Raw genomic sequence first — 22,302 nt, forward strand, 5'->3', positions numbered from 1 at the left:
CAGCCGTGAGGTGATCCCGATGGCCGAAGTCGTCATCGCCGAACTCAGCAAGGTCTTCCCCGGCGGAAGCGTCGCCCTGGACCATGTCGACCTGACCGTCGCAGACGGCGAATTCCTCGTCCTGGTCGGCCCGTCGGGCTGCGGCAAGTCCACGCTGCTGCGGGTGGTCGCCGGCCTCGAGGATCCGACCGAAGGCACCGTCAGCATCGGCGGCAAGATCGTCAACGACCTGCCGCCGAAGGCACGCGACATCGCGATGGTCTTCCAGAACTACGCCCTCTATCCGCACATGAACGTCGCCGAGAACATGGCGTTCAGCCTCAAGATCTCCCATACCCCGCGGGACGACATCCGCCGCCAGGTGCACGAGGTCGCCGAGACCCTCGCCCTGGAGCCGTTGCTGGAACGTAAGCCGAAGGCGCTGTCCGGTGGTCAGCGCCAGCGGGTCGCCATGGGCCGGGCGATGGTCCGACGGCCGAAGGTCTTCCTCATGGACGAACCGTTGTCCAATTTGGATGCCAAGCTACGGGTCGCGATGCGAGGCGAGCTCATCCGTCTGCACCAGGAGTCCGGGACGACCACGATCTATGTCACGCACGACCAGGTCGAAGCGATGACTTTGGGCGACCGTATCGCCGTGCTCAACGAGGGCCGGCTTCAGCAGGTCGGCACGCCGGACGAGCTCTACCGGCATCCAGTCAACGTCTTCGTCGCCGGATTCATCGGTTCGCCCGCGATGAACCTCGCCCACGCGCGGATCGAGTCGGTCGGCGACGCTGTCGAGCTGATCGTCGGCGATCATCGCTGGCTGGTTCCGGAGGCCGTGCTGAACCGACTTCCCGATCTCCGGCACCTATCCGGACATCGAGTCGTCGTCGGACTGCGCCCGGGCGCGCTGGGGTTGCTCGGTCCGGTCGACGACATCGACGTACCCCGGATCAGCGTTGCCGCAGTCAGCGTCGAGTCGCTCGGCGACGAGAAGAACGTCCTGTTCCTGCCCCCCTTCGAGGTTCCGGAGGTGGTGGCACGGCACAACGAGACCGAGACCGAGCTGACATCGATGTGGACGGCACGGGTTGAACCGGACGCCGCCGTCTTCACCGGACAGGAAGTCACCCTCCGGCTTGACCTGGCGCAGGCCTACTTCTTCGATGCCGACTCCGGGCAAGCCTTCGCGTCGGAAGCGTCGGCTCGGGCCGACGGGACCTTGGTCCCCTGATCACAGGCCCGCGCACCCTGTCACCTCACGTCGGCCGGGTCGATTGTGAAGGCATGAACACTCTGTATGCCACACGTCCGGTCGTCGTCGGCGTCGACGGATCGCCGTCGAGCCTGGCGGCTGTCGCCTTCGCGGCCCGGGACGCCGTATGGCGGGGTGTGCCGCTCCGTCTGGTGTATGCGCACGAGTCACCGCTGTACGGATATCTGCCGGTCGGCATGGTGTCGTACTCCATCGCCGAGGCCGAGCATTTCCAGGAACAGGTCGCCAAGCTGCTCGCCGACACGGTCGAGCGGATTCAGCGACAGTACCCGGCGTTGACCGCAGTCGAATCGAAGGAGATCGCCGGAGTTCCCGCGGGCGTCCTGATCGAAGAATCGCGTAAGGCCGCCCTGACGGTCGTCGGCTCACGCGGGGTCGGCGGCTTCACGGAACTGCTGCTGGGCTCGGTGTCTGCCCAGGTCGCCGCGCACGCCCACGGCCCCGTGGTCGTGGTCCGCCCGCCGGAGAGCGACGTCGAACCTGGACCAGAACAGCCGCCGCCTTCCGCCGGCCCCGAAGCACCCGTCCTAGTGGGGTACGACGAATCGGTTGCCGCGCGCGCGGCGCTGGTCTTCGCCGTCGACGAGGCCCGCCGCCGTGACGCTCCGCTGATCGTCATGAACGCGTGCGTGCCCAGCGAGCAGACCGATGCTGCGAAGATGCTCGCGAACGCCGTCGCCGCGTACGCAGAAGGCGGCATCACGGTGCAGACTCGGGTGAAGGTCACCGGCAACGTCGAAAAGGCGATGGTCGACGCCTCGGCCGACGCGGCATTGACGGTCGTTGGATGCCGGGGCCGCGGTGGCTTCGCGGGGCTGCTGCTCGGCTCGGTCAGCCGCGCACTGGTTCATCACGCCCACCACCCGGTCGCCGTGATCCACCCGTCCGAAGACTGACCGGGTCCCAGTGACTGTCGGGGGTTCAGCGCGCCGACCGAGCGCATTCGTCAGCGCACGATCGTGATCACCTCGCTGCAGGGGCGGCGAGCTGTCGGCCGGAGTTCTCCGCCACTCGCGTTCAGCCCGAACCGCACGGTCAGCTGCGGAAACTCCGCGGGGGCGACGACTGCGCGAAGCAGCGCTCTGGCCCCGGGCACCTCGACGACCTCACTCAACACCGATGAGGCGATGCCCAGCGTCGTTGCTGTCAACAACATGGCGCTGACCGCTTCGCCGGTGCGTAACCAGTCCCATCGGGTGTCGGTGTCTGTGGCCAGGGCGAGATAGGTCGTGTACCGGTCGTCACCCGGCCCAGGCTCCAGCAGCGGTACGCTGTCCGGCGCGAAGTCGCGCACCGGGACAGGACGAGGCACCTGCGGCACCGCCGCTGTGGGTGGAACGCCGTCGCGCTGAGCGGGATCTCGATACGTGGTCCAGGCCGCCATCTCCTCGCGGTAGGAATCGCTCTTGGCGTGAATGTGAGCCGCCGCCTGCGCGGCGTGTCCCAGTAGGCCGATTTCCGCGGGATCGAAAACATGGGTGCTTACCTCGAACGGCACCGCCGACTGGCGCAGCAGGTCGACTATCGCGTCCGGCAGCGGCCGGATTCCCCGGAAGGGCCGGCGATCGGTGCGCCGGATGCGTAGGGCGTGATGCATTCTCATGTCCTCGGCACTGACCCGCCGCGAGCCGGTCAACACCAGCCGTGCCAGCAGGGCGGGATCCGACGGGTCGTCGACTCGTTCGATGGTCGCCGCTGCCCCCAATGCCGCGAGAGCCACGGAGGCGTGATGCAGCAACGCCCCGCAACTCGTCACCATCAGTTGGCCGTGCGGGTCCGCGACCGGCAGCTGCCGTGACTGGTCGCACCGCAACTCGAGGACATCGCCGTCGATGCGCCACAGCCACGGCTGCGAGTTCGCGATCGACGGCGCACGACATGCCACGCAAGCTACTTCGAAGAGCAGGTCCTGCGGCGAGATCGTCATCGGCTCGGCGCCGAGCATGTCAACTCCAGCGGATGAACTGTGTCGCTGGCAATCCGCGACGTTTGCCAAATGATACGCGAATCATAATAAACGGCTCCAGGCGCGATGTATCTGACTTTCGCCTCCTTGAATACGACAATTGGCAGCTGAGGGCGCCGGATCAGCGGCTAACCTCGCGTCTGCTCGGCGGTAAGTCGCCTTAGCGGGACGCTGTTGTATTGCTCAAGAGGCTGTCAAGACCAGGTGATCACTTGCCGACGTTCGAGGATGCGGGATTGGAGCGCGTCGGAGTCGATGTCCTGCACATCGATCTGCTTGGCGAGGGCCTGTACCGCGGCGACTGCGGCGGATTCGGCCAGTACGCAGAACACGGGCTCCATCCGGGTGGCGGCGTAGCCGACGTGGGTGGCGGAAAGGCAGACGGGGACCAGGAGATTGCCGCAGTCGGACCGCTTCGGTGTGATCGCCCGGTAGGAGATCGGATACGGCGTGCCGGTGCCCATGTGCCCGCCGATGAACATGTCGCCTTCGGTCGCCACGCCGAGCTGCCCGGTACGCGGATGGCGATGGGGAATCCGCCGGGTCGGATAGATGTCGACCCCGAAAAGCGCGAGACCGACGCTGTCGGCGGGATCTGTGTGGTTCAGCACGTCAGCGTGCGTGACCGTGTATTGGCCGTGGAGCCGGCGCGACACCCGTACGTACAGCTGAGGCGGCCAGCCGTAGGTGTCTGGGAACACGGACGCGTCGAGCCCGTACGCGGCGGTCTCGGCCCGGAATTCGGTGGGGACGGCCGGATCGGTCGACAGGAAGTGGTGCAGGCCGCGGAGATAGTCGATGTGGAGTCGCCAGATCCGCGATCGTTCATCCCAGTCGCCGTCCTGGTAGGCCCGGCTCAGGCCGAGGGGAGCGTTGCTGAACAGGGAAGCCCGCTGGTAGTTGTACTCGCCCGAATTGAGCCAGCCGGGGAAGACGCCGCGCAGTGCCTCCAGGTCATCGCCCTGGTGGCGGACGTATCGCCGGATCAGCTCGTAATCGGCGGGGTCGTAATCGGCGGGTGGGGTGAATTCGGCTCGCCTCGCGGGATCGGTGGTGGCGTACCAGCGGAAGTTGTACGCCTGCGTGTACTCGTCGGCGGCACCGACGGGTCGCCCGTGATCTGCTTCGAGGTGGGGGAGCAGCCCACTGCCGCTGTCGCCGGGCACGGCGTACGGGTCGATGGGGGTCCAATTCGTGACCGGGCACACCCCGGCGACCTGTTCGCCGAAGGCATCCCGCGATTCGCGCCCGGTGCGGTAGGGCACACCGGCCAAGGCCATCACGTCGCCCTCGTACGAGGCGTCGATGAAGACGGAAGCCGCCACGACGACGTCGGCGACCGACTCGGAGGCGGGTAACGGCACACCCCACCGGTCGGGCTGGGAGGTTTCGAGCTGGAGGGCGACGATGCGGTTGCCGTCTCGGCGTACCGAGCGGACGCGACGCTCGAAGATCACGGGGAGGCCGGCGCCGGCGATCCATTCGTGGAAACCGCGCAAGATGTCGCGCGGGTCTTCGCCGAGCTCCAGGATGACGTCGCGGGTCAGGCCCCCGACCGCCGCCGGAACCGGGCAGTCCTGTCGCGGCTTGATGCCGGCGCTGAGCATGCCGCCGAGCCACCGGCTCGGCTCGATGAGGATGACGGACGCGCCCTCCTGATGGGCGGTCATCGCGGCAACGCAACCCGCCGGTGTGCCTCCGTAGACGCAAACGTCGGCCGTCTTCGTCGAAGTCATGGCATGTACTTTCGCTGAGCGAAGCATTCCCTGTACATAGCGACTTTGAGCATGAGCATGTACTTTCTTGCCATGATCGAGCTGGACGGTTACCTGCTGGCTCCGGTTCGGGACCGGTTCAGCCGAGCCGTCGACACCTACGAGACCTGGTGTCTGCTGCTGGCCCGGACCGGGTCGTTCGCCTTCGAACTGTCGACGGGTGGGCAGGGTGTGGCGCAAAGCCACGACGTCGTCGTCTGCCCGCCCGGCGGAACACTCCGGCGGCGGATGCTGACACCGACATCCTTATTCCACGCTCGCTTCCGCACGGAGCTGGAGCCGCCGAGCGGGCTCACCCGCGTACGGGATCTCGATCGGCTCCGCGTCGATCTCCGGATGCTCGAAGCGGCCCGGGCGCACGCCGATCTGGTGGCGGCTCACGTCGTCGCCGACCTCGTCCTGATGGTGCTCGGCCAGTCCGAAGCGCCCGAGGACGACCTGGTCCGCCAGGCGACGGCGTACCTGCTGGATCAGTTCGCCCGGCCGGATCTATCGCTCAACCGGCTCGCCGCCGAGCTCGGGATCAGCCCGGCGCAGCTCTCGCGGCGGTTCCGGGCCGTACGTGGCGTCACCCCGGCGGCGTATCTGCGCGGGGTCCGGCTGCAGAAAGCCCGTGAGCTGCTGGTGGAGACCGACGACACCCTGCAGGCGATCGCCGAGCGGTGCGGATACCGCAGCGCGTTCTACCTCAGCCGGGTCGTCAGCGCGCGTACCGGGCAATCACCGTCGCGATACCGGGAAGACAGCCGAGTGTGAGCGGCGGCGGACCGTCCCGCCGCCGCTCAGCAGCCATGTCAGGGACAGATGAGTGGTGGGTACGGCACCCGCCGGACCTGGTACGCCGGCCGCCCGTCGGCATCCACCACCGAGGCGTCGACGGTCACCTTCCCCGCCGAAAGCGCGACCGATCCGGCCATGAATGTCTGAGTGGCGCGCGTACCGGGCGCGACGTCGCGGAATTCCTTCGTGCCCCACGGCGTGGTGACGCGTACCGTCGCCGGTGACTTCTCGCGGTTCGTCGCCTCCACGGTGACGGCACTGCCGGAGGTCTGGCAGACCGAGAGCGCACGGGTGGACAGGTCGACCTCGTCCCCGCCGGGCGGCATGAGCCGCAAGGCGTGGAACAGGCTCGGGTTCTTCGACTCGGCGACGCCCTTGCCCCAACTGCTCCAGCCTCGGCGGCCGGAGCCGTCGTTCTCGTTGACGGCGACGGTCGCGGCCATGACCCGGTCGGCCGGGTCGACGCCGAGTGCGGCCCACGTCGCTGCGAGCTCGTAGGTGGTCGTCTTCGCCGCCTCGTCCCGCTTCACCATGGCGGTGAGGCCGGTCGTGCCGCCGCTGACCGGTAGCCAGCGGGTGAGGTCGACCGGTCCGGCGTCGGTCAACGCGGTGCCGATCTCACCCACCGGCGAGATGCCCTCGCCGGGCCAGCCGGGTGACGAACCGAGCTGGAGGCTGTCGCCTTGCCAGATGGAGGCATCGCGCGCCGGCTGCGTGTGGACGTCGTCGGTGATCCGGGCGGTGATGTAGAGGCGGTCGTCGTCATGGGTGATCCACAGGCTTCCGCTCATGTCGGATAGCCCGCCCCAGCCGGTGATCGTCTGCTCGGCCGCGCCGAGGGTCTGGGCGGGCAGGTTCGCCAGCGCGGAGTCCACGACTCCGTCGACCGTGACAGCCTGGTAGGGCACGTCCACCGCGGCGGCGCCGGCCGGCACGACGACGCCGGTCGCCGTATCAGTTGACGGCCCGGCGACGGTCGCCGACCAGGTTCCGAAGGTCGTCAGCGGAATGTCTTGCACGGCAGTGGCTCGGCCGTCGATCTGCGTCCCGGCGAGCACTGTTCCGCTGGTTCCGCCGACGTTCCAGGCGACGCCGTCAAGGCGTACGGCGTGGCTGCTGCGGTTGAGGACCTTGAGTCGCAGCACGTCAGCACCAGTCGCCGAGAGCGCGTGCGTGCCGGTCAGTTGTAACGCGGGCTGGACCTGCGCAGTCGCCGCCAGTACGCCGATGGTGTGCCCGCCTTCCTGAACGACCGCGGCCCACGTACGCGTACCGACCGAGGACGGCGCCAACTGAGCCGGCACGTCCTGCGTCGTCGCGGCGGGCACGGTGGCCGTCGTCGTGAGCCCGTCCGAGACGAGCGACAGGCTACGGGCGGAGCTACCCGGGTTGGCGATGCGCCAGGTCGCGTCGGGTGCGACCCCACCGACCGCTTCGGTGACGGTCAGCGAGAACGGTGAGGCGGTCGCGACCTGACCCAGCGCGCCCTGCAGGTAGACCGGCTCGGGACCGACCGAGACGTGTACGCGCCCGTCGGCGTCCGGCTCGACGACCGCGGCGCTGCCATAGAGGCTGGTGACGCTGACCGGACCGGTCGCCTGAACGCTCCAGGTCTGCGGGGTCAACGCCCACAGCGCCTGCATCCGCGTCGCGCTCGGTTCCCCCGTACGCGGGCCGAACTCGACGCCGTACCGGCCGGTGCCCACGGACAGCACACTGCGTACCGCGCGGTCGGCGGTCTGACGAGTGAGCACGCCTTGTGCGGTGAACGCCGGCTTCGGGGCGTACGCCCCCCGCGCGTCACTCTGGTTGCGGATCATCCCGAAGTTGTGCTCGGGATCGGTCGGGCTGGTGCCGTCGTCCTTGAAGTCGTAGACGGTGTACCGGCCGATGCCATTGCCGAGGGCCAGCAACTGGGCTCGGGCGAGGTTGCGGGCTTGGACCCCCGCTGTCACACCGGGCGGGGTGGCAGTCGTGTACCAGCCCTGCTCGGTGAACCAGATCGGCATGTCCGCATGGCCGGCCGCGGCGAACTTCTGCCGCAGGATCGCCACGTGCGCTTCGAAAGCCTCGGGCTCGGCGGTGAAGTTGTAGGGGTGGGTGGTGGAAGCGTCGATGTAGTCCAGTCCGCCTGCGGCGATGAAGCCGTCGAGCCAGCTCTGCCAGTCGTTCATCGGCGCGAGCGCGGGACCGGCGATGATCGCGTCGGGATGCGCGGCCTTCACCTTGGTGGCGGTGGCGGCCAGCAGCGCGACGTAGTTCTGCGGTGTGGCCCCGGCGGGGCCGGTGGCGTCGCGGATGTTCCACTCGTTCCACACCTCGTACGCGGCGTGGGTAGTGCCGAAGTGGTCGGCTGAAGCGAGGGCGTACCCGGCGAATCCGGCGCGCCCGGCGTCGGTCGCCGGTGCTTCGCCGGAGTGGTAGAGGGCGTTGCCGTAGTCGAGGATCTGCAGGGAGTCGACGTCGTTCGCGCGCAGCGCCGTAACGGCGTTGTCGACTCGAGCCGGGAAGGCGTAGACGCCCTTGGTCTGCTCGACCTCCGACCAGTACGCCTCATCCCGTGCGAAGCCGAGACCGGCTTCGCCGAGCAACGGGGCGGACGCGGCCGGCCAGGTTCCGCCGTAGTGGGCGGATGCGCCGATGCGCCGTTCGCGCAGCGTACTGGCGGGCAACACCGAGATGTCGGTGCCGCCGGTGACGGTGCTGCCGTCGGGCTGGACGGCAGCGATGGCGACCGTGTACCAGCCGGTCGGCAGCGTGCCCAGGGTGATGGTGTTGCCGAGCTGGGCGGGAGTGCCCGAACCCGAAGCGACGACCGCTCCGTACGCGTCGCGCGCCGTCCAGCTGAGCGACGTGGCGGCGGTGTCGACGCCGAAGGCCACGGTGTCGCCGGTGGAGAAGGCGTTGCCGAGCGTCGTCGGCCGGATGGCCAGGGCCGGCGGCGGTCCTTGGACCACGACGTCATCGACGTCCAGCGTCACCGTCGGGCCGGGCTTGATCCGGAAAGCGTCGATGAGCAGGGAGATCTGGGTCAGGGGACCGTGCCAGACGCCGTCGTTGGCGCCGCCCCAGTGCCCGTACTGCAGCCCTCCGGCGAAGGTGGTGATCGAGAGCTTCTGCCACTGCGTGCCGGGGGAGAGCGTGAGGGTCTGCTGATGCGCCTGCCCGGTGCTGTCGGTCAGGCGCAGCACGAGCCCGGTGAGCTCGGCACTGCGTACGGACAGGTCGAGTCGCTGCAGGTCGAGGGAGGCGACCGAGCGCGCCATCTCGACGGTTCCGGTCGGCGCGTTCGCCTGTATGCGAGCCGAGGCGTTGCCGCCGGCCGGGGAGTCGGTGGTGGTGCCGAGGGTCGCAGTAGCACCACTCGAGGTGACGGGGAACCAGGGACTGGTGCCGTTTTCGAAGTCGCCGATGACGACCGGGCCGGTGGCCGCGGCGGCGGGCTGGGGCGGCGCCGCCAGCGCGAGGACAGCGGCCAAGCACGACAGCAAGGCCAGCTTCGGACGAGGGCGAGGTAGTCGGACGGGGACAGGCATGGGCACTCCTCAATGAGCGTCGGACGAGCGCGTTGCTGAGGGTGATGAGGCTGCGAAAGCGGTTTCGCGCTGGGGCGATTTTGCGCGGGTGCCCGCACCGCTGTCAACGGCTTCGCGTCGGTATGCTTCCGATATGCCGTCGGACCGCAACATCCGGTTGAGCGACATCGCGGCGATCGCCGGGGTGTCGCTGTCCACCGCGTCGAAAGCCCTGAACGGGGGCGATCGCATCTCGGAGGAGACCCGGGCACGCGTACGCGAGATCGCCGAACGGCTCGATTTCCAACCGAACGCGCTGGCCCGTTCGTTCGCGCTCGGGCGCAGCCGCACGATCGGCGTGCTGACCTACCGGGCGGCCAGCACGTTCGCCGGGCCGGTCCTCATCGGGGCGGTGCTCCAGCTCGGCGAACTCCAGCAGGCCTCACTGGTGTTCGACGAGGACCTGCTCGTGCCTCGCGAGATCACGAACAGCATCCGTGAGCTGCAGGCGCGTCGCATCGACGGTCTGCTCGTCGTCGGCGACGGCCACGAGCGGGTCTCGCCCTCGGTGACCCATCATTTCAGCGTACCGGTCACCTACGCGTTCGCCGCGTCCGACCATCTCGACGACGTCGTCTACCTTCCTGACAACGAGGGGGCCGGGCGGCGTGCGACCCGGCATCTGATCGAGCGGGGCCGCACCCGCATCGCACACATCACCGGGACGGCCGGCAGCATCGCGGTCCAGCTCCGCGAGCGGGGGATGCGCGCGGAACTCACGGCAGCCGGGCTCCAGCAGGCCGGGCCGACCCGGTTCGGGACCTGGGCCAGCGACTCCGGCGCCGATGCCATGTCCGCGTTGCTCGACTCGGGCGCTGAAATCGACGCCGTGTTCTGCGGCAACGACCACATCGGGCTGGGCGTACTGGGCGTCTGCCAAGCTCGGGGCCTCCGGGTGCCCGAGGACGTCGCCGTGGTCGGCGTCGACAACTGGGAAGGCGTGGTCCTCGACCAGAGCACCCGCCGGCTCACCACCGTCGACCTGGAACTGCACCGGCTCGGGCGGCTGGCCGCGGCCGACGTGCTCGCGCCCGATCGCACGCCGGGCGAACATCTCGTGCCGCCGACGCTGGTGCTCGGCCCCTCTTCCTGACGCGACGCCCCTCTTCCTGACGCGACGCCCCTCTTCCTGACGCGACGCCCCTCTTCCTGACGCGACGCCCGTCTTCCTGACGCGACGTCCGTCCCGCCAGATCACGGATCTGGGTCGTATTCCGGCCAAGATTCGACCTGGAACCCTGATCCAGCGCCGAAGCGGGGCCGCGCATGACCGTCCTACCAGGACGGTCATTTTCTTGTGCGCCGGTCGTAACCGGGTGTTGACATTGCCGAAGGACGTGTGTTTCTCTGCTGCGAAAGCAGTTTCGCAAAATCCATCTCGACTGTGAGGTTGACGCGCGTGCCGAAGCTCATCCCACCCGCCCGGGTGTTGGTCACCGGCGCCGACGGGACGCTCGGTCGGCCCACGGTGGAGGCGCTCGCCGATCGCGGCGTCGCGGTCACCGGGCTGTCTCGCACCTGGTCCGCGCCCACCCGGGCGGACCGGGTCGTCACCGGCGACGCCGCCGACGAAGACCTGGTACGCGAGGCGCTGGCCGACGTCGACGCCGTCGTCCACCTCGCGGCGACGGCCCATCCGAGCCTCGACACGCCCCGGGCGGTGTTCGTCGGCAACACCTCGGCCACCTTCACCGTCCTCGCGGCGGCCGGTGAGGCGGGCGTACGCCGGGCGGTCATCGCCAGCTCGATCAACGCGTTCGGCGTACCGATGAACCGGCACGACGTCAAACCGGCGTACTACCCGCTGGACGAGGCTTCACCGGAGGCGCACGACGACGCGTACTCGCTGTCCAAGTGGGTGGACGAGCGCATCGGCGCGTACGCCGCCAGCCGCTGGGACATGACCGTCGTCGCGCTCCGTTTCCCGCTGGTGCGAGAGCTGGACGTCCTCCGCAAGACGGTGCCGCAAATGCTCGCCGCCCCCGGTGAGGCCGCCCGCCTCGCCCGGGAGGGCTGGGCGTACCTGGAGATGACGGACGCCGTGGACGCCATCCTCCGCGGTCTGACCGAGCCGGTCGCCGGGATGCACACCTTGCTCGTCACGGCGGCGGACACGATCATGGCCGAACCCACTGAAGACCTGCTAGACCGGTATGCCGACGGTGTCGAACGCCGCCGGACCTTCGCCGGGCGGCAGGCGCCGGTCGACACGTCGGCCGCGCGCCGGGTCCTCGGCTGGGCCCCCACCATCTCGATAAACGCCCCCACCATCTCGATAGACGCCCCCACCATCTCGATCGACGACAGCCAGACCCTGGAGGCATCCGCATGAGTACGCAGCCGGTGCTGCCCGCCTTCGCCCAGCCCTGGGAGGCGCCCGACGACGTGCGCATCACCCGGGTGCGGGCGATCGCGACCGCCCCCGAAGGGATTCCGCTGCTGGTCGTGAAGGTCGAGACCAGCGACGACGGCCTGTACGGGCTGGGCTGCGCCACCTTCACGCAACGCTGGAAGGCCGTCGCCGCCTACGTCGAGGAGCACCTGGCCCGGCTGGTCGTCGGGCGGTATCCCGGCGACATCGAGGACCTGATCCGGCTCGCGCGGTTCTCCTCGTACTGGCGCGAGGGACCGGTCGGCAACAACGCCATCTCCGGTCTCGACCAGGCGCTCTGGGACATCGCGGGCAAGCGCGCCGGGCGTCCCGTGCACGAGCTCCTCGGCGGCAAGGTACGCGCGGCCGCCGACACCTACTTGCACGCCGCCGGGGCGACTGTGGCGGAGACCCTCGATCACGCCGAACGGCTTCGTGAGCAGGGTCTGCGGCACATCCGCCTGCAAACCGGACAGGCAGGCACCGGTCACTACGGCGCACCTGCCCTCCCGTCGACCGCCTCCGACTACGCGTACGCCGATGGTTGGGACGTCGAGGAATACCTCCGGCGTACGCCGGAACTGTTCGCGGCCGCCCGGGATCGGCTGGGACCCGACATCGCCCTGCTGCACGACGTGCATTCGCGGCTTACTCCGAAACAGGCTGTCGTCCTCGCGCGCTCGCTTGAGGCGTACCGCTTGTTCTTCTTGGAAGACGTCGTCGCGCCGGAGCACTGGGACCGGCTGCCGGAAGTCCGCGCGGCCTCGCCGGTGCCCCTGGCCGTGGGTGAACTGACCACCTCGCTCACCGATGCGGCCCGGCTGGTGCTCGGCGGCGGGGTGGACTTCATCCGTTCGCACATCTCGGGCATCGGTGGGCTCACCGCGGCCCGGAAGATCGCGGCCGCCGCGGAACTGGTCGGCGTCCGCACCGCCTGGCATGCGCCGGGTGACACGTCGCCGATCGGCGCGGCGGCCAACGTCGCCTTGGATGTGACGAGCCCGGCGTTCGGCATCCAAGAGGGGCACGTGTACGCCGATGCCGTCCACGAGGTCTTCCCCGGCACGCTGCGCATCGAGCGTGGCTGGCTGCGTCCCCACGAAACGCCGGGCTGGGGCATCGACCTCGACGAGACGGCCGCCGCCCGCTATCCGGCCGGTCTGGCCGGTCATGACGCCTGGGCCGCGCGCGTGCGCGGCCGAGACGGGGCGCTCATCGCGCCCTGATCCACGCACCGCTCCCACGGGGATCCAGCCCAACGAATTCTGCGAGGAGACTCATGAGAAGCACCAGAAGACGGATTCTCGCGCCGGCAGTCCTCGCCGTCGCGGCCCTCGCCCTGGCCGCCGGCTGCAGCGGGTCGGACAACGAGAAATCCGGACCAGTATCGATCACCGTCGCCGGCATGCCGACGGCCCAGCAGCCGAAGCAGCTGGACGCCTTCAAGCGCAAGATCACCGACTTCACCGCGGCCAACCCCGACATCAAAGTCGTCGGCGACGAAGCCGTCTTCGACATCCGCACCTTCCAGGCCCAGCTCGCCGGGGGCAAGCTGCCGACCGTCTTCTACGTTCCGTTCACCGAGATGCAGGGCCTGATCGCCCGCAAGCAGATCGCCGACATCACCAGCGCGCTGCCCGCCGACTCGGCGGTCAGCCGGATCAACCCGGCCATCCTCAAGGTGACCAAGGACTCCTCCGACCACATCTACGGCGTGCCGATCCAGGCGTACAGCATGGGTCTGCTCTACAACCGCGACCTGTTCAAGAAGGCCGGCCTGGACCCGGACAAGCCCCCGACCACCTGGGACGAAGTGCGGTCCGCGGCCAAGGCGATCCAGACGGCGACCGGTGTGCAGGGCTTCGCCAGCATGACGAAGGACAACACGGGCGGCTGGGTGCTCACCACGATGAGCTACGCCAACGGCAGCACCATCCAAACGGTGGACGGCAAGAAGGCCACTGTGGACAATGACGCCACTCGCAGTGCCTTGCAGTTCTACCGATCGCTGCGCTGGGACGACAACACGTTCGGCTCGAACTTCCTGCTCGGCTACAACGACGCCATGAAGGCGTTCGCCGGTGGCAAGGTCGGCATGTTCGTGCAAGGTGCGGACGCGTACTCGATGGTTGTGTCGAACATGGGCATGAAGCCCGACGACTTCGGTCTCGCGCCGCTGCCGCAAGCCACCAACGGCCTGGGCACGCTTGGCGGCGGCACGGTGGCGATCATCAATCCGCGGGCGTCGGCGAACGAGGTCAAGGCCGCGATCAAGTGGCTGGAGTTCGACAACTTCCGCAAGTACAGCAGCGAGCAGGAGGCCGTCGCCGACGCCAAGGCGAAGGCCGCGGACAAGCAGCCGGTCGGCGCGCCCGCGCTGCCGCTGTTCGACCAGGCCACCACCGACAAGTACCTCGCCTGGGTCAAGGACTACGTCAACGTTCCGCGCCAGAACTACGCCTCGTTCTTCGCCACCGCGCAGAGCGTGGCTCTCGTCCCCGAGCCGCCAGTCAAGGCTCAGGAAACCTACGGCACCCTCGACACGGTGATCCAGGCCGTTCTCACCCGCAAGGACGCCGACATCAACGCCCTGCTGGCTGACGCCCAGCGCAAGGTCCAGGCGATCATCGACGCTGGCTGACCATCGACCGCTCAGTCGCCGCGCCGCGTGAATCCGCGGCGCGGCGACACACCGAGACACGAGGTGATTGCCCTGACCGCTCCGACTCGGTCCCGCCCGCGCGGTCCCCTTCAATGGGTACGCCGAGGGGGGCTGTCCACACTGGTCTTCTTCTTGCCCATGCTCATGGCGTTCGGATTGTTCTCCTGGTGGCCGATTCTGCGGTCGCTGCCGCTGAGCGTTCAGCGCACCAACTTCCTGACGACCGAATGGGTCGGCCTGGACAACTTCAGCCGGGTCTTGCAGGATCCGCTGCTGATCACGGCGTCGCTGAACACCCTGTGGTTCGCGGTCCTGGCGTTGGTGATCGGCTTCCCGGTGCCGATCCTGTTCGCGGTGGTCATCGCCGAGCTGCGGCGTACTCGCGGACTGGCCTCGGTCCTGGTCTACCTCCCGGTGATCTTCCCGCCGGTCGTGGCCGTCCTGCTCTGGAAGGCGTTCTTCGACCCCAGCCCCACCGGCGTGCTCAACACCGCGCTCGGGTGGTTCGGGCTCGGGCCGCTGGCCTGGCTCAACGACGGCGATCTCGCGATGCCGTCCATCGTGCTGCAGGCCACCTGGGCGTCGTTCGGCACGGCGACCATCATCTATCTCGCCACTCTCATGGGTGTACAGACCGAGCTATACGACGCCGCCGAGACCGACGGCGCCGGTGCGTTCCGCCGGTTCTGGCACGTCACTCTGCCGCAGATGCGCGGCGTACTGCTCGTCATGCTGTTGCTGCAGCTGATCGGCACCTTCCAGGTGTTCACCGAGCCGTACATCATGACCAACGGCGGTCCCGAGAACCACACCGTCACCATCCTCATGCTGATCTACCGGTACGCCTTCGTATCCGGCGACTACGGGCGCGCGACCGCGCTGAGCCTGCTGCTGGCGGCCGCGTTGTCGGCGTTGTCCTGGATCTACCTGCGGGCGACCAAGCGATGGAGCACGTCATGAGCGCCGAAACCGAACGCAGCATCCTGTCCCGCCTCGACCGGCGGCGACCCGGCGTACGCGTCGCGCTCGGCGTCGTCCGAGTGCTGGTGTTCACCGTGCTCGTCGTGCTGTGCGTCGGGCCGCTGTTCTGGCTGTTCAAGGCGGCCACCTCCACGTCGACTGAGACGCTGTCCGCGCCGTTCTCGCTGTGGCCGAGCGGCGTTCACTGGGGCACCTTTGCCGAGGTGTGGACGAAGGTCGACTTCGCCCGCTACTTCGTCAACACCCTGTGGCTCATGGCCGGATCCCTGTTCTTCGGACTGCTGGTCGCGACGACGGGCGGCTACGGGCTGGCCGTCCTCAAACCCCGGTACGCCAAAGCGGTCTACGCTGCGATCCTCGCCACCCTGTTCATCCCCGGCGTCATTTCACTGGTCTCGCTCTACCTGACCGTGATGGACGTGCCGTTCCTGCACACCAACCTGATCGGCACCCTGTGGGCGGTTTGGCTGCCCGCCTCGGCCAACGCGGTCAACGTCCTGCTCATGCAGCGCTTCTTCGCCGCCATCCCGGGCGACCTGTTCGAGGCCGCCCGGATCGACGGCGCCGGCCCATTCCGGATCTTCGTCTCGCTCGTCCTGCCGATGTCCCGGCCGATCCTGGGCGTGGTGAGCCTGCTGACGCTTGTCGGCGCGTATAAGGAGTTCCTGTGGCCGCTGCTGGTGCTGCCGAACCCGGAGGATCAGCCGATCTCGGTGGCGCTGCCGCGCCTGGAGACCTCCGGGGACTTCGCGCAGTTCATGGCGGCGCTGTTCATCTCCGTGATCATCCCGGTGGCGTTGTTCCTCGTTTTCCAGCGGCAGTTCCTGCGAGCGGCCGGCAACTCGGGAGCGCTGAAGGGGTGAGCGTCCGGATCGGAACGGACCGGCTGGACGCTGAGATCCTCGCCGACGGCGGGTGTATCTCCTCAATCCGCGCCTCCGGTCGTGAATTGCTGCTGCGTACGCCGTGGGCCGGGCTCGACGACGGGCCGCCGATGGCCGGTTCGGCAGCCGAATGGCACCGGCGTTACCGGGGCGGATGGCACCTGCTGCTGCCCCGTCCACTCGGCCCGGCAACGGTCGGCACCATCGCGCAGCCGTTCCACGGCGAGGCGGCCTGGCGGAGGTGGCGACTCGAGCCGGTCTCGGCCACTGGCTGCCGCGCGTCGGTGCTTCTGCGTACCGTGCCGCTGTCCATCGACCGCGCGATCGAGGTCAGGCCCGGCGCTGTGCGGGTCACCACGACGGTACGGAACGTTGGTCCGGCCGAGGTCCGCTTCGGCTGGGCCGAACATCCGTCCTTCGACGCCGCAATCTTCGACGGCGGGCAGGTGGAGCTCGACGACACGAAGGTGGCCGTCGTCCCGCTCGGAACCGGCGCCTTCGAGGATCGGCCCGTCGCGACAGGCCACGCGCGCATTCTCGGTTCGAGCGGCGTCTGCGTCGAACTCGACTGGGACGTCGGGCTGCTCGGGCGGGCGTACGTGTGGCAAGAACGCCGCGCCACCACCGGATTCCCCTGGTACGCCGCCGCCGACGCGCTCGCGGTGGAACCGGCCTCCCAACGTTACGACCATCCCGCCGACGAGCTGGGAACGGTGACGCTCGCCCCCGCGGCCGTCGTCACCTCGACGGTCACCCTCACTGTCCATACCGGACGCTACTGAACGGAAAGCCATGCCCCGCTTCGACTTTAGCCTCGACGAGCTTCGCGCGTACCGGCCTGACATCCGCCAGCCCGCCGACTTCGACGAGTTCTGGACGCGTACGCTCGCCGTGGCGCGCGCCGGCGGTGACGAACCGGCGTTCACGCCCGTCGGCACGCCGCTGACCGCCTGTCGCGTCTTCGACGTCCGGTTCTCCGGGTACGCCGGTGAGCCGATCGCCGGATGGCTGCTGATCCCGTCCGGCGCAGACGGTCCGGTGCCGGTCGTCGTGCAGTACCTCGGCTACGGCTCGGGCCGTGGTCTGCCCCACGAATGGCTTCCGTGGGTGGCGGCGGGTTCCGCGTGCTTCGTCATGGACACCCGGGGCCAGGGCGCGATGTGGGGCGTCGGCGGGGTCACTCCGGACCCGCACGGCAGTGGACCGGCGGCCAGCGGTGTCATGACTCGGGGGATCGACGACCATGAAGGTGGTGCGGCGAGTCAATGGCCTCTGCAGGCCGAGTTCGTCGCCGCCCGGGTGGCGTCGTGACCGAGCTCCGTTACGGCGTCAACTACCTGCCCAGCCGCAACTGGTGGTACGCCTGGGTCGACTGGAACGACCGCGACATCGCCGAGGACCTGGACGTGATCCGGGAGATGGGCTTCGACCACATCCGCATCCAGTGCCTGTGGCCGCTGTTCCAGCCGAACCCGGCGTACGTGTCTCCGGTGATGCTGACCCGGCTCGTCCAGCTGCTCGATCTCGCCCACGAACGCGGGCTCGCCGTCTGCCCGACCGTGCTCGACGGCTGGCTGAGCGGATTCGACTTCCGGCCCGCCTGGCTGCGGCACAACGACCCGTTCACCGACCCCGTCGCCGTTGAGGCGGCCGCGTCCCTCGTGTCGGAAGTCGGCCGGACCGTCGCCGGACACCCCGCCCTGTGGTGCCTCGACGTCGGCAACGAACCCAACGTCCTCATGCGACAAGCGAACCTGCCGCCTGGTAGCTGCGACGATTGGGCGCATCGCATGCTTGCCGCCGCCCGCGGCGGGGCTCTCGGCGTACCAATGACTGTCGGCGTGGATCATGAGCCTTGGCTGACGGGTGATTGCGCGCTCACCGCGGATGCCGTCGTGGCGGGGTCGGACCTGGTGGCGATCCACGCGTGGCCGTATTTCACCGGGGCCTTGCGCCGCTTCGGTGAGCTGGAGCACGGCGCGTGGGCGATCCCCGACTACCTTGCGCAGGTCGCACTGGCCGCTATGGACGGAACGCGCAAACCTCTGTGGGTGCAGGAAGTCGGCGTGTCCGAGCTGTGGCTCGAGCATTCCACCGTGCCGGACTTCGCCGAGCGGATGCTGCGCCGGATCGCCTCGATCCCCGAAGTCGAGGCGGTGACCTGGTGGGCGTCGCATGACATCGACCGCCGCTTCACCGGTTTCGACGAGCTGGAATACGGCCTGGGCCTGATCGACGCGACGAACAGGGTCAAGCCAGTCGGCGCACGCGTCCGCGACGTCATCGCCGACCTGCGCACCCGGGACACGCGGGTGGGTCCCGGGCCGGAAGCTTTGGTGCTGCCCTTCGACACGGTCCCGGACCTGGACTTCGCAGAGCAGTGGTTCGCACAGCTGCGCAGCGACGCCGGGCCGCGCATCGTACGCGAGAAGGCGAGCGCCGCATGAGTTCCGAACTGCATGCCGAAGTTCTGATCGTCGGCGGGGGAGTGGGCGGTGTCGCCGCCGCCCTCGCTGCGGCCAAGCTGGGCCGTACCGTGATCCTCACCGAGCCCACCGAGTGGCTCGGCGGCCAGCTGACCAGCCAGGCGGTGCCACCAGACGAGAACACCTGGATCGAAACCCCACTCACCGCCGCCGGGTACGCCGACTTCCGGCGCCGCATCCGCCGCTATTATCGCGACAACTATCCGTTGACCGCTCACGCAGCCGCCGATCCGCACCTCAACCCAGGCCTCGGGCACGTGAGCCGGCTCTGCCACGAGCCCCGGGCCGCCGTGGCCGTCATCTACCAGATGCTCGCGCCGTGGCGTTCTGCCGGTCGCGTGACGGTTCTGCTCCGCCACGAACCGACGGCAGCCGAAACTGCCGGAGACCGGATCACCGCCGTCACCCTGCGCCGCCCCGACGGTACGCCCATCATCGTCACGGCCGACTACATCCTCGATGCCACGGAACTCGGTGACGTGCTTGCCCTCGCGGAGGTCGAGCACGTCATCGGTGCGGAAGGGCAGGACACCACCGGCGAACCACATGCACCAGCCGTCGCCGATCCGCTCGACCAGCAGGCGATCTCCTGGTGCTTCGCGATCGAACACCGACCGGGCGAAGACCACACCATCGACCGCCCCACCGGATACGACTTCTGGCGTACGGAGATGGCTCCGTTCTGGCCCGGACCACAGCTGTCCTGGACCGACGTCGAACCGATAAGCCTCCGGACCCGTCACCGGCCACTGTTCGTCGGTACGCCGGGCGGCGACGACCTGTGGCACTACCGGCGCATCCTGGCCGCCGGCCAGCTCACCGGCCCGGAATTCACTGACATCACATTGGTCAACTGGCCACAGATCGACTATTGGCAGAAACCTCTGCTCGGCGTCGACGAAGCAACGCGCACAGCCGCGCTCGACGGCGCACGCGACCTGTCGCTGTCCTTCCTCCACTGGATGCAAACCGAAGCCGGCTACCCCGGCCTGCGGCTGCGCAGCGACGTCACGGGCACCTCCGACGGACTTGCACTCGCCCCATACATCCGCGAATCGCGCCGCATCCACGCCGAATTCACCATCCTGGAGCAACATGTCGGGGTCACCGCCCGCCCACCCGGCGCGGGCAGCGAAATCTTCGCCGACAGCGTCGGCATCGGCCACTACCGCATCGACCTGCACCCCAGCACCGCCGGGCGAACGTACGTCGACATCGAGTCCTACCCGTTCCAAATCCCGCTCGGCGCACTCATCCCCCGCCGAGTCGACAACCTCATCGCCGCCGGAAAGTGCATCGGCACCACCCACATCACCAACGGCTGCTACCGCCTGCACCCGGTCGAGTGGAGCGTCGGTGAGGCGGCCGGGGCGCTTGCGGCGTACTGCCTCGACCGGAAGACGGCTCCTCGGGCGGTTCGCTCCGATGTCATCGAACTCCGGGAATACCAGCGGGTTCTTACCGGGGTTCTGGGCGTGACGCTGTCGTGGCCCGAGGATGTCCGCACCCACCGGGTGTATTGACGGTGTAGGCCGAAGGTCCCAACGGCGGAGGCAGGCAGACACTGGGTTCGGGCCATTCCGTGCGCGCACCCTGGAATCGTGAGCCAATGGGAAGTCCACCACGCCGTGCGTGACGATTGGACGGTCGCGGCATTCAGCGACCAGCGGCATGCCGAGCGAGGTGTGGAGGAATGTCTACCAGCGGTAGATGGCCTCAGTCGACAAGAACTCATTCATACCCATCTCCCTCTTGCTCGTCGGCTCGCCGCTCGATTCCGGCAGCGAGGTGAGGAGATGGACGACCTGACTCAGGTCGCGGTCGTCGGCTTGATCACTGCGGCTAATCGGTTCGACCCGGGATTGGGCAGGCCATTCGTCGCGTTCGCGGTCCCCACCATCGTGGGCGCCCTGCGCCGTCACTTTCGCGATCATGGCTGGATGTTGCATGTGAGCCGTGGTCCCAAGGAACACTACGTGGCGATATCTGCCGCTTTCCCGGACATATGCCAGCGGCTGCAACATACGCCGACCGCTGCGGAGATCGGCGCGCAACTCCACCTTTCGTCGGCAGAAGTCCGGGAGGCGATGCAGTGCGCGTCTGCCTACACGGTCCACTCGATAGACGCCCCGACGCAACCTGGCGGCGGGTATCTCCTCCGCGAAGTGCTCGGGCATCCCGACCCAGCGATCGAGCAAATGCTTGACCGGCAGGTACTCCGCCAGGCAGTAGCCAGCCTCCGGCCACGCGACCAGGAGATCCTGCGGCTTAGGTTCATCGAGCACATGACACAGCGGCAGATCGCCGACCGGATCGGGGTCAACCACATGCAGATCTCACGGCGGCTCTCCCGGATTCTTGCGACGTTACGCGGCCAGTTCGCTGACGGATGACCCCGAACCGCCTCCGGGCGGTTCGGAGGGCGCCGCCGTGCGTACGGCGGCGCCCTCCTCGGCGGACTTGACGGGCCGGTGAACGTCAGCGGGTCAGGACGACCTTGAGCGCACCTGAAGTCGCGGCATCGCCGAAGACCTCGTACGCCTGGGGGAATTCGTCGAGCGTGAACCGGTGCGTGACCATGCGCTCGACGTCGAGCTGTCCGGCTTCGAGCATCGTGAGCAGAGCCGGAGTCGAGTAGGTGTCGACCAGTCCGGTGGTGATGGTGACGTTGCGGATCCAGAGGTCCTCCAGATGCAAGGTGGCCGCCTTGCCGTGTACGCCGATGTTCGCCACGTGTCCGCCAGGGCGCACGAGGCTGGTGCACAGCTCGAAGGTCTCCGGGATGCCGACTGCCTCCACGACCACGTCTGCGCCGAGGCCGCTGGTGATCGAGCGCAGCACCTCCAGCGGGTCGCCGTCCGGGCGTACGGTGATGTCCGCGCCGAACTGCTTGGCCGCCTGTAGACGGCTGTAAGCCTTGTCGACGACGACGATGTGACTCGGTGAGAACAACTTGGCGGTGAGCACCGCGGCGAGCCCGATCGGTCCCGCGCCGACGATGGCGACGACGTCGCCGGGCCGCACCTTGCCGTTTAGGACACCCACCTCGTAGGAGGTCGGGAGTATGTCGGCCAGCATCACGGCCGCCTCGTCGGAGACCTGCGCCGGCAGCTTGTAGGTGGAGAGGTCCGCGAACGGCAGGCGGGCGTACTGCGCCTGAACGCCGTCGACTTTGTGTCCGAGAATCCAGCCGCCTCCGCCGAGGCACTGGCCGTAGCTGCCCTGACGGCAGTAATGGCAGGTCCCGCAGGCGGAGATGCACGAGGCCAGAACCCTGTCCCCTTCGGTTAGGCCGGTGATCCCGCTGCCGACGTCGACGACGGTGCCCACTGCTTCGTGGCCGAGGACTCGGCCGGGCTCGACGGCGGGGACGTCGCCCTTGAGAATGTGCAGATCGGTGCCGCAGATGGTGACCGCGTCGATCCGGATGATCGCGTCGCGCGGATCCTGGACGACCGGGTCCGGGACCTGGGTCCAGCTCTTCTCTCCGGGGCCGCCGAAGACGAGCGCCTTCATGTCCAACCTCCTCGATTGGTGTGGATCTTCTGCTCCTCTAGCGTT

Annotated in this window: 18 protein-coding genes; 14 read left to right on the forward strand and 4 right to left on the reverse strand. The window is 68.5% G+C overall.

Annotated elements, in window-relative coordinates; translation table 11 throughout:
- Positions 1-19: 19 nt before the first annotated feature.
- Together HOV77_RS06920 and HOV77_RS06925 are read left to right on the forward strand one after the other, a co-directional pair.
- Positions 20-1,219: an ABC transporter ATP-binding protein gene (locus HOV77_RS06920; protein WP_290859145.1), complete on the forward strand. Its 1,200-nt coding sequence runs from the start codon at positions 20-22 to the stop codon at positions 1,217-1,219.
- Between the two features lie 62 nt (positions 1,220-1,281).
- The gene (locus HOV77_RS06925) at positions 1,282-2,157 is read left to right on the forward strand and encodes a universal stress protein (protein WP_290859690.1); all 876 of its coding nucleotides are present in this window, start codon (positions 1,282-1,284) and stop codon (positions 2,155-2,157) included.
- 50 nt (positions 2,158-2,207) lie between these two features.
- Here HOV77_RS06925 and HOV77_RS06930 read toward each other — a convergent pair whose 3' ends face one another.
- Together HOV77_RS06930 and HOV77_RS06935 are read right to left on the reverse strand one after the other, a co-directional pair.
- Positions 2,208-3,206: a nitroreductase gene (locus HOV77_RS06930; RefSeq protein ID WP_290859147.1), complete on the reverse strand. Its 999-nt coding sequence runs from the start codon at positions 3,204-3,206 to the stop codon at positions 2,208-2,210.
- A gap of 215 nt (positions 3,207-3,421) precedes the next feature.
- Positions 3,422-4,990, reverse strand: a complete 1,569-nt coding sequence (locus tag HOV77_RS06935) for an FAD-dependent oxidoreductase (protein ID WP_363259772.1) — start codon at positions 4,988-4,990, stop codon at positions 3,422-3,424.
- A gap of 45 nt (positions 4,991-5,035) precedes the next feature.
- Here HOV77_RS06935 and HOV77_RS06940 point away from each other — a divergent pair, with 45 nt between their 5' ends.
- Positions 5,036-5,758, forward strand: coding sequence for a helix-turn-helix transcriptional regulator (locus HOV77_RS06940; RefSeq protein ID WP_290859152.1), 723 nt, complete (start codon positions 5,036-5,038; stop codon positions 5,756-5,758).
- Between the two features lie 38 nt (positions 5,759-5,796).
- On the opposite strand, the gene HOV77_RS06945 is transcribed toward HOV77_RS06940, so the two are convergent.
- On the reverse strand, positions 5,797-9,318 hold the full coding sequence (locus tag HOV77_RS06945; RefSeq protein ID WP_290859154.1) for a hypothetical protein: 3,522 nt from the start codon (positions 9,316-9,318) through the stop codon (positions 5,797-5,799).
- Between the two features lie 133 nt (positions 9,319-9,451).
- Here HOV77_RS06945 and HOV77_RS06950 point away from each other — a divergent pair, with 133 nt between their 5' ends.
- From HOV77_RS06950 to HOV77_RS07000, 11 genes are all read left to right on the forward strand, one after another.
- On the forward strand, positions 9,452-10,450 hold the full coding sequence (locus tag HOV77_RS06950) for a LacI family DNA-binding transcriptional regulator (protein WP_290859156.1): 999 nt from the start codon (positions 9,452-9,454) through the stop codon (positions 10,448-10,450).
- Positions 10,451-10,756: 306 nt separating this feature from the next.
- Positions 10,757-11,689 (forward strand): NAD(P)-dependent oxidoreductase, encoded by a 933-nt coding sequence (locus tag HOV77_RS06955; RefSeq protein ID WP_290859158.1) that lies wholly within the window; start codon positions 10,757-10,759, stop codon positions 11,687-11,689.
- Positions 11,686-12,954: an enolase C-terminal domain-like protein gene (locus HOV77_RS06960; protein WP_290859160.1), complete on the forward strand. Its 1,269-nt coding sequence runs from the start codon at positions 11,686-11,688 to the stop codon at positions 12,952-12,954. Before HOV77_RS06955 ends, HOV77_RS06960 begins: the two co-directional genes overlap by 4 nt.
- Positions 12,955-13,007: 53 nt before the next feature.
- Positions 13,008-14,369 carry a sugar ABC transporter substrate-binding protein gene (locus HOV77_RS06965; protein ID WP_290859162.1) on the forward strand — a complete coding sequence of 454 codons (1,362 nt, stop codon included), beginning with the start codon at positions 13,008-13,010 and terminating at the stop codon, positions 14,367-14,369.
- Positions 14,370-14,432: 63 nt separating this feature from the next.
- Positions 14,433-15,350 (forward strand): sugar ABC transporter permease, encoded by a 918-nt coding sequence (locus HOV77_RS06970; RefSeq protein WP_290859164.1) that lies wholly within the window; start codon positions 14,433-14,435, stop codon positions 15,348-15,350.
- Positions 15,347-16,234 (forward strand): carbohydrate ABC transporter permease, encoded by an 888-nt coding sequence (locus HOV77_RS06975; protein WP_290859167.1) that lies wholly within the window; start codon positions 15,347-15,349, stop codon positions 16,232-16,234. The genes HOV77_RS06970 and HOV77_RS06975 overlap by 4 nt, the downstream gene beginning before the upstream one ends.
- On the forward strand, positions 16,231-17,037 hold the full coding sequence (locus tag HOV77_RS06980; protein WP_290859169.1) for a hypothetical protein: 807 nt from the start codon (positions 16,231-16,233) through the stop codon (positions 17,035-17,037). Before HOV77_RS06975 ends, HOV77_RS06980 begins: the two co-directional genes overlap by 4 nt.
- A gap of 10 nt (positions 17,038-17,047) precedes the next feature.
- Positions 17,048-17,566, forward strand: a complete 519-nt coding sequence (locus HOV77_RS06985) for an acetylxylan esterase (protein WP_290859171.1) — start codon at positions 17,048-17,050, stop codon at positions 17,564-17,566.
- Positions 17,563-18,702, forward strand: a complete 1,140-nt coding sequence (locus tag HOV77_RS06990) for a cellulase family glycosylhydrolase (protein WP_290859173.1) — start codon at positions 17,563-17,565, stop codon at positions 18,700-18,702. Before HOV77_RS06985 ends, HOV77_RS06990 begins: the two co-directional genes overlap by 4 nt.
- Complete coding sequence (locus tag HOV77_RS06995) at positions 18,699-20,264, forward strand: FAD-dependent oxidoreductase (RefSeq protein WP_290859175.1); 1,566 nt, start codon at positions 18,699-18,701, stop codon at positions 20,262-20,264. Before HOV77_RS06990 ends, HOV77_RS06995 begins: the two co-directional genes overlap by 4 nt.
- A 162-nt stretch (positions 20,265-20,426) precedes the next feature.
- On the forward strand, positions 20,427-21,134 hold the full coding sequence (locus HOV77_RS07000; RefSeq protein ID WP_290859692.1) for a SigB/SigF/SigG family RNA polymerase sigma factor: 708 nt from the start codon (positions 20,427-20,429) through the stop codon (positions 21,132-21,134).
- 85 nt (positions 21,135-21,219) lie between these two features.
- On the opposite strand, the gene HOV77_RS07005 is transcribed toward HOV77_RS07000, so the two are convergent.
- The gene (locus tag HOV77_RS07005; RefSeq protein ID WP_290859177.1) at positions 21,220-22,257 is read right to left on the reverse strand and encodes a zinc-dependent alcohol dehydrogenase family protein; all 1,038 of its coding nucleotides are present in this window, start codon (positions 22,255-22,257) and stop codon (positions 21,220-21,222) included.
- Positions 22,258-22,302 lie beyond the last annotated feature (45 nt).

It is taken from the genome of Hamadaea sp. (genome assembly GCF_013362815.1).
Lineage (GTDB): Bacteria > Actinomycetota > Actinomycetes > Mycobacteriales > Micromonosporaceae > Hamadaea.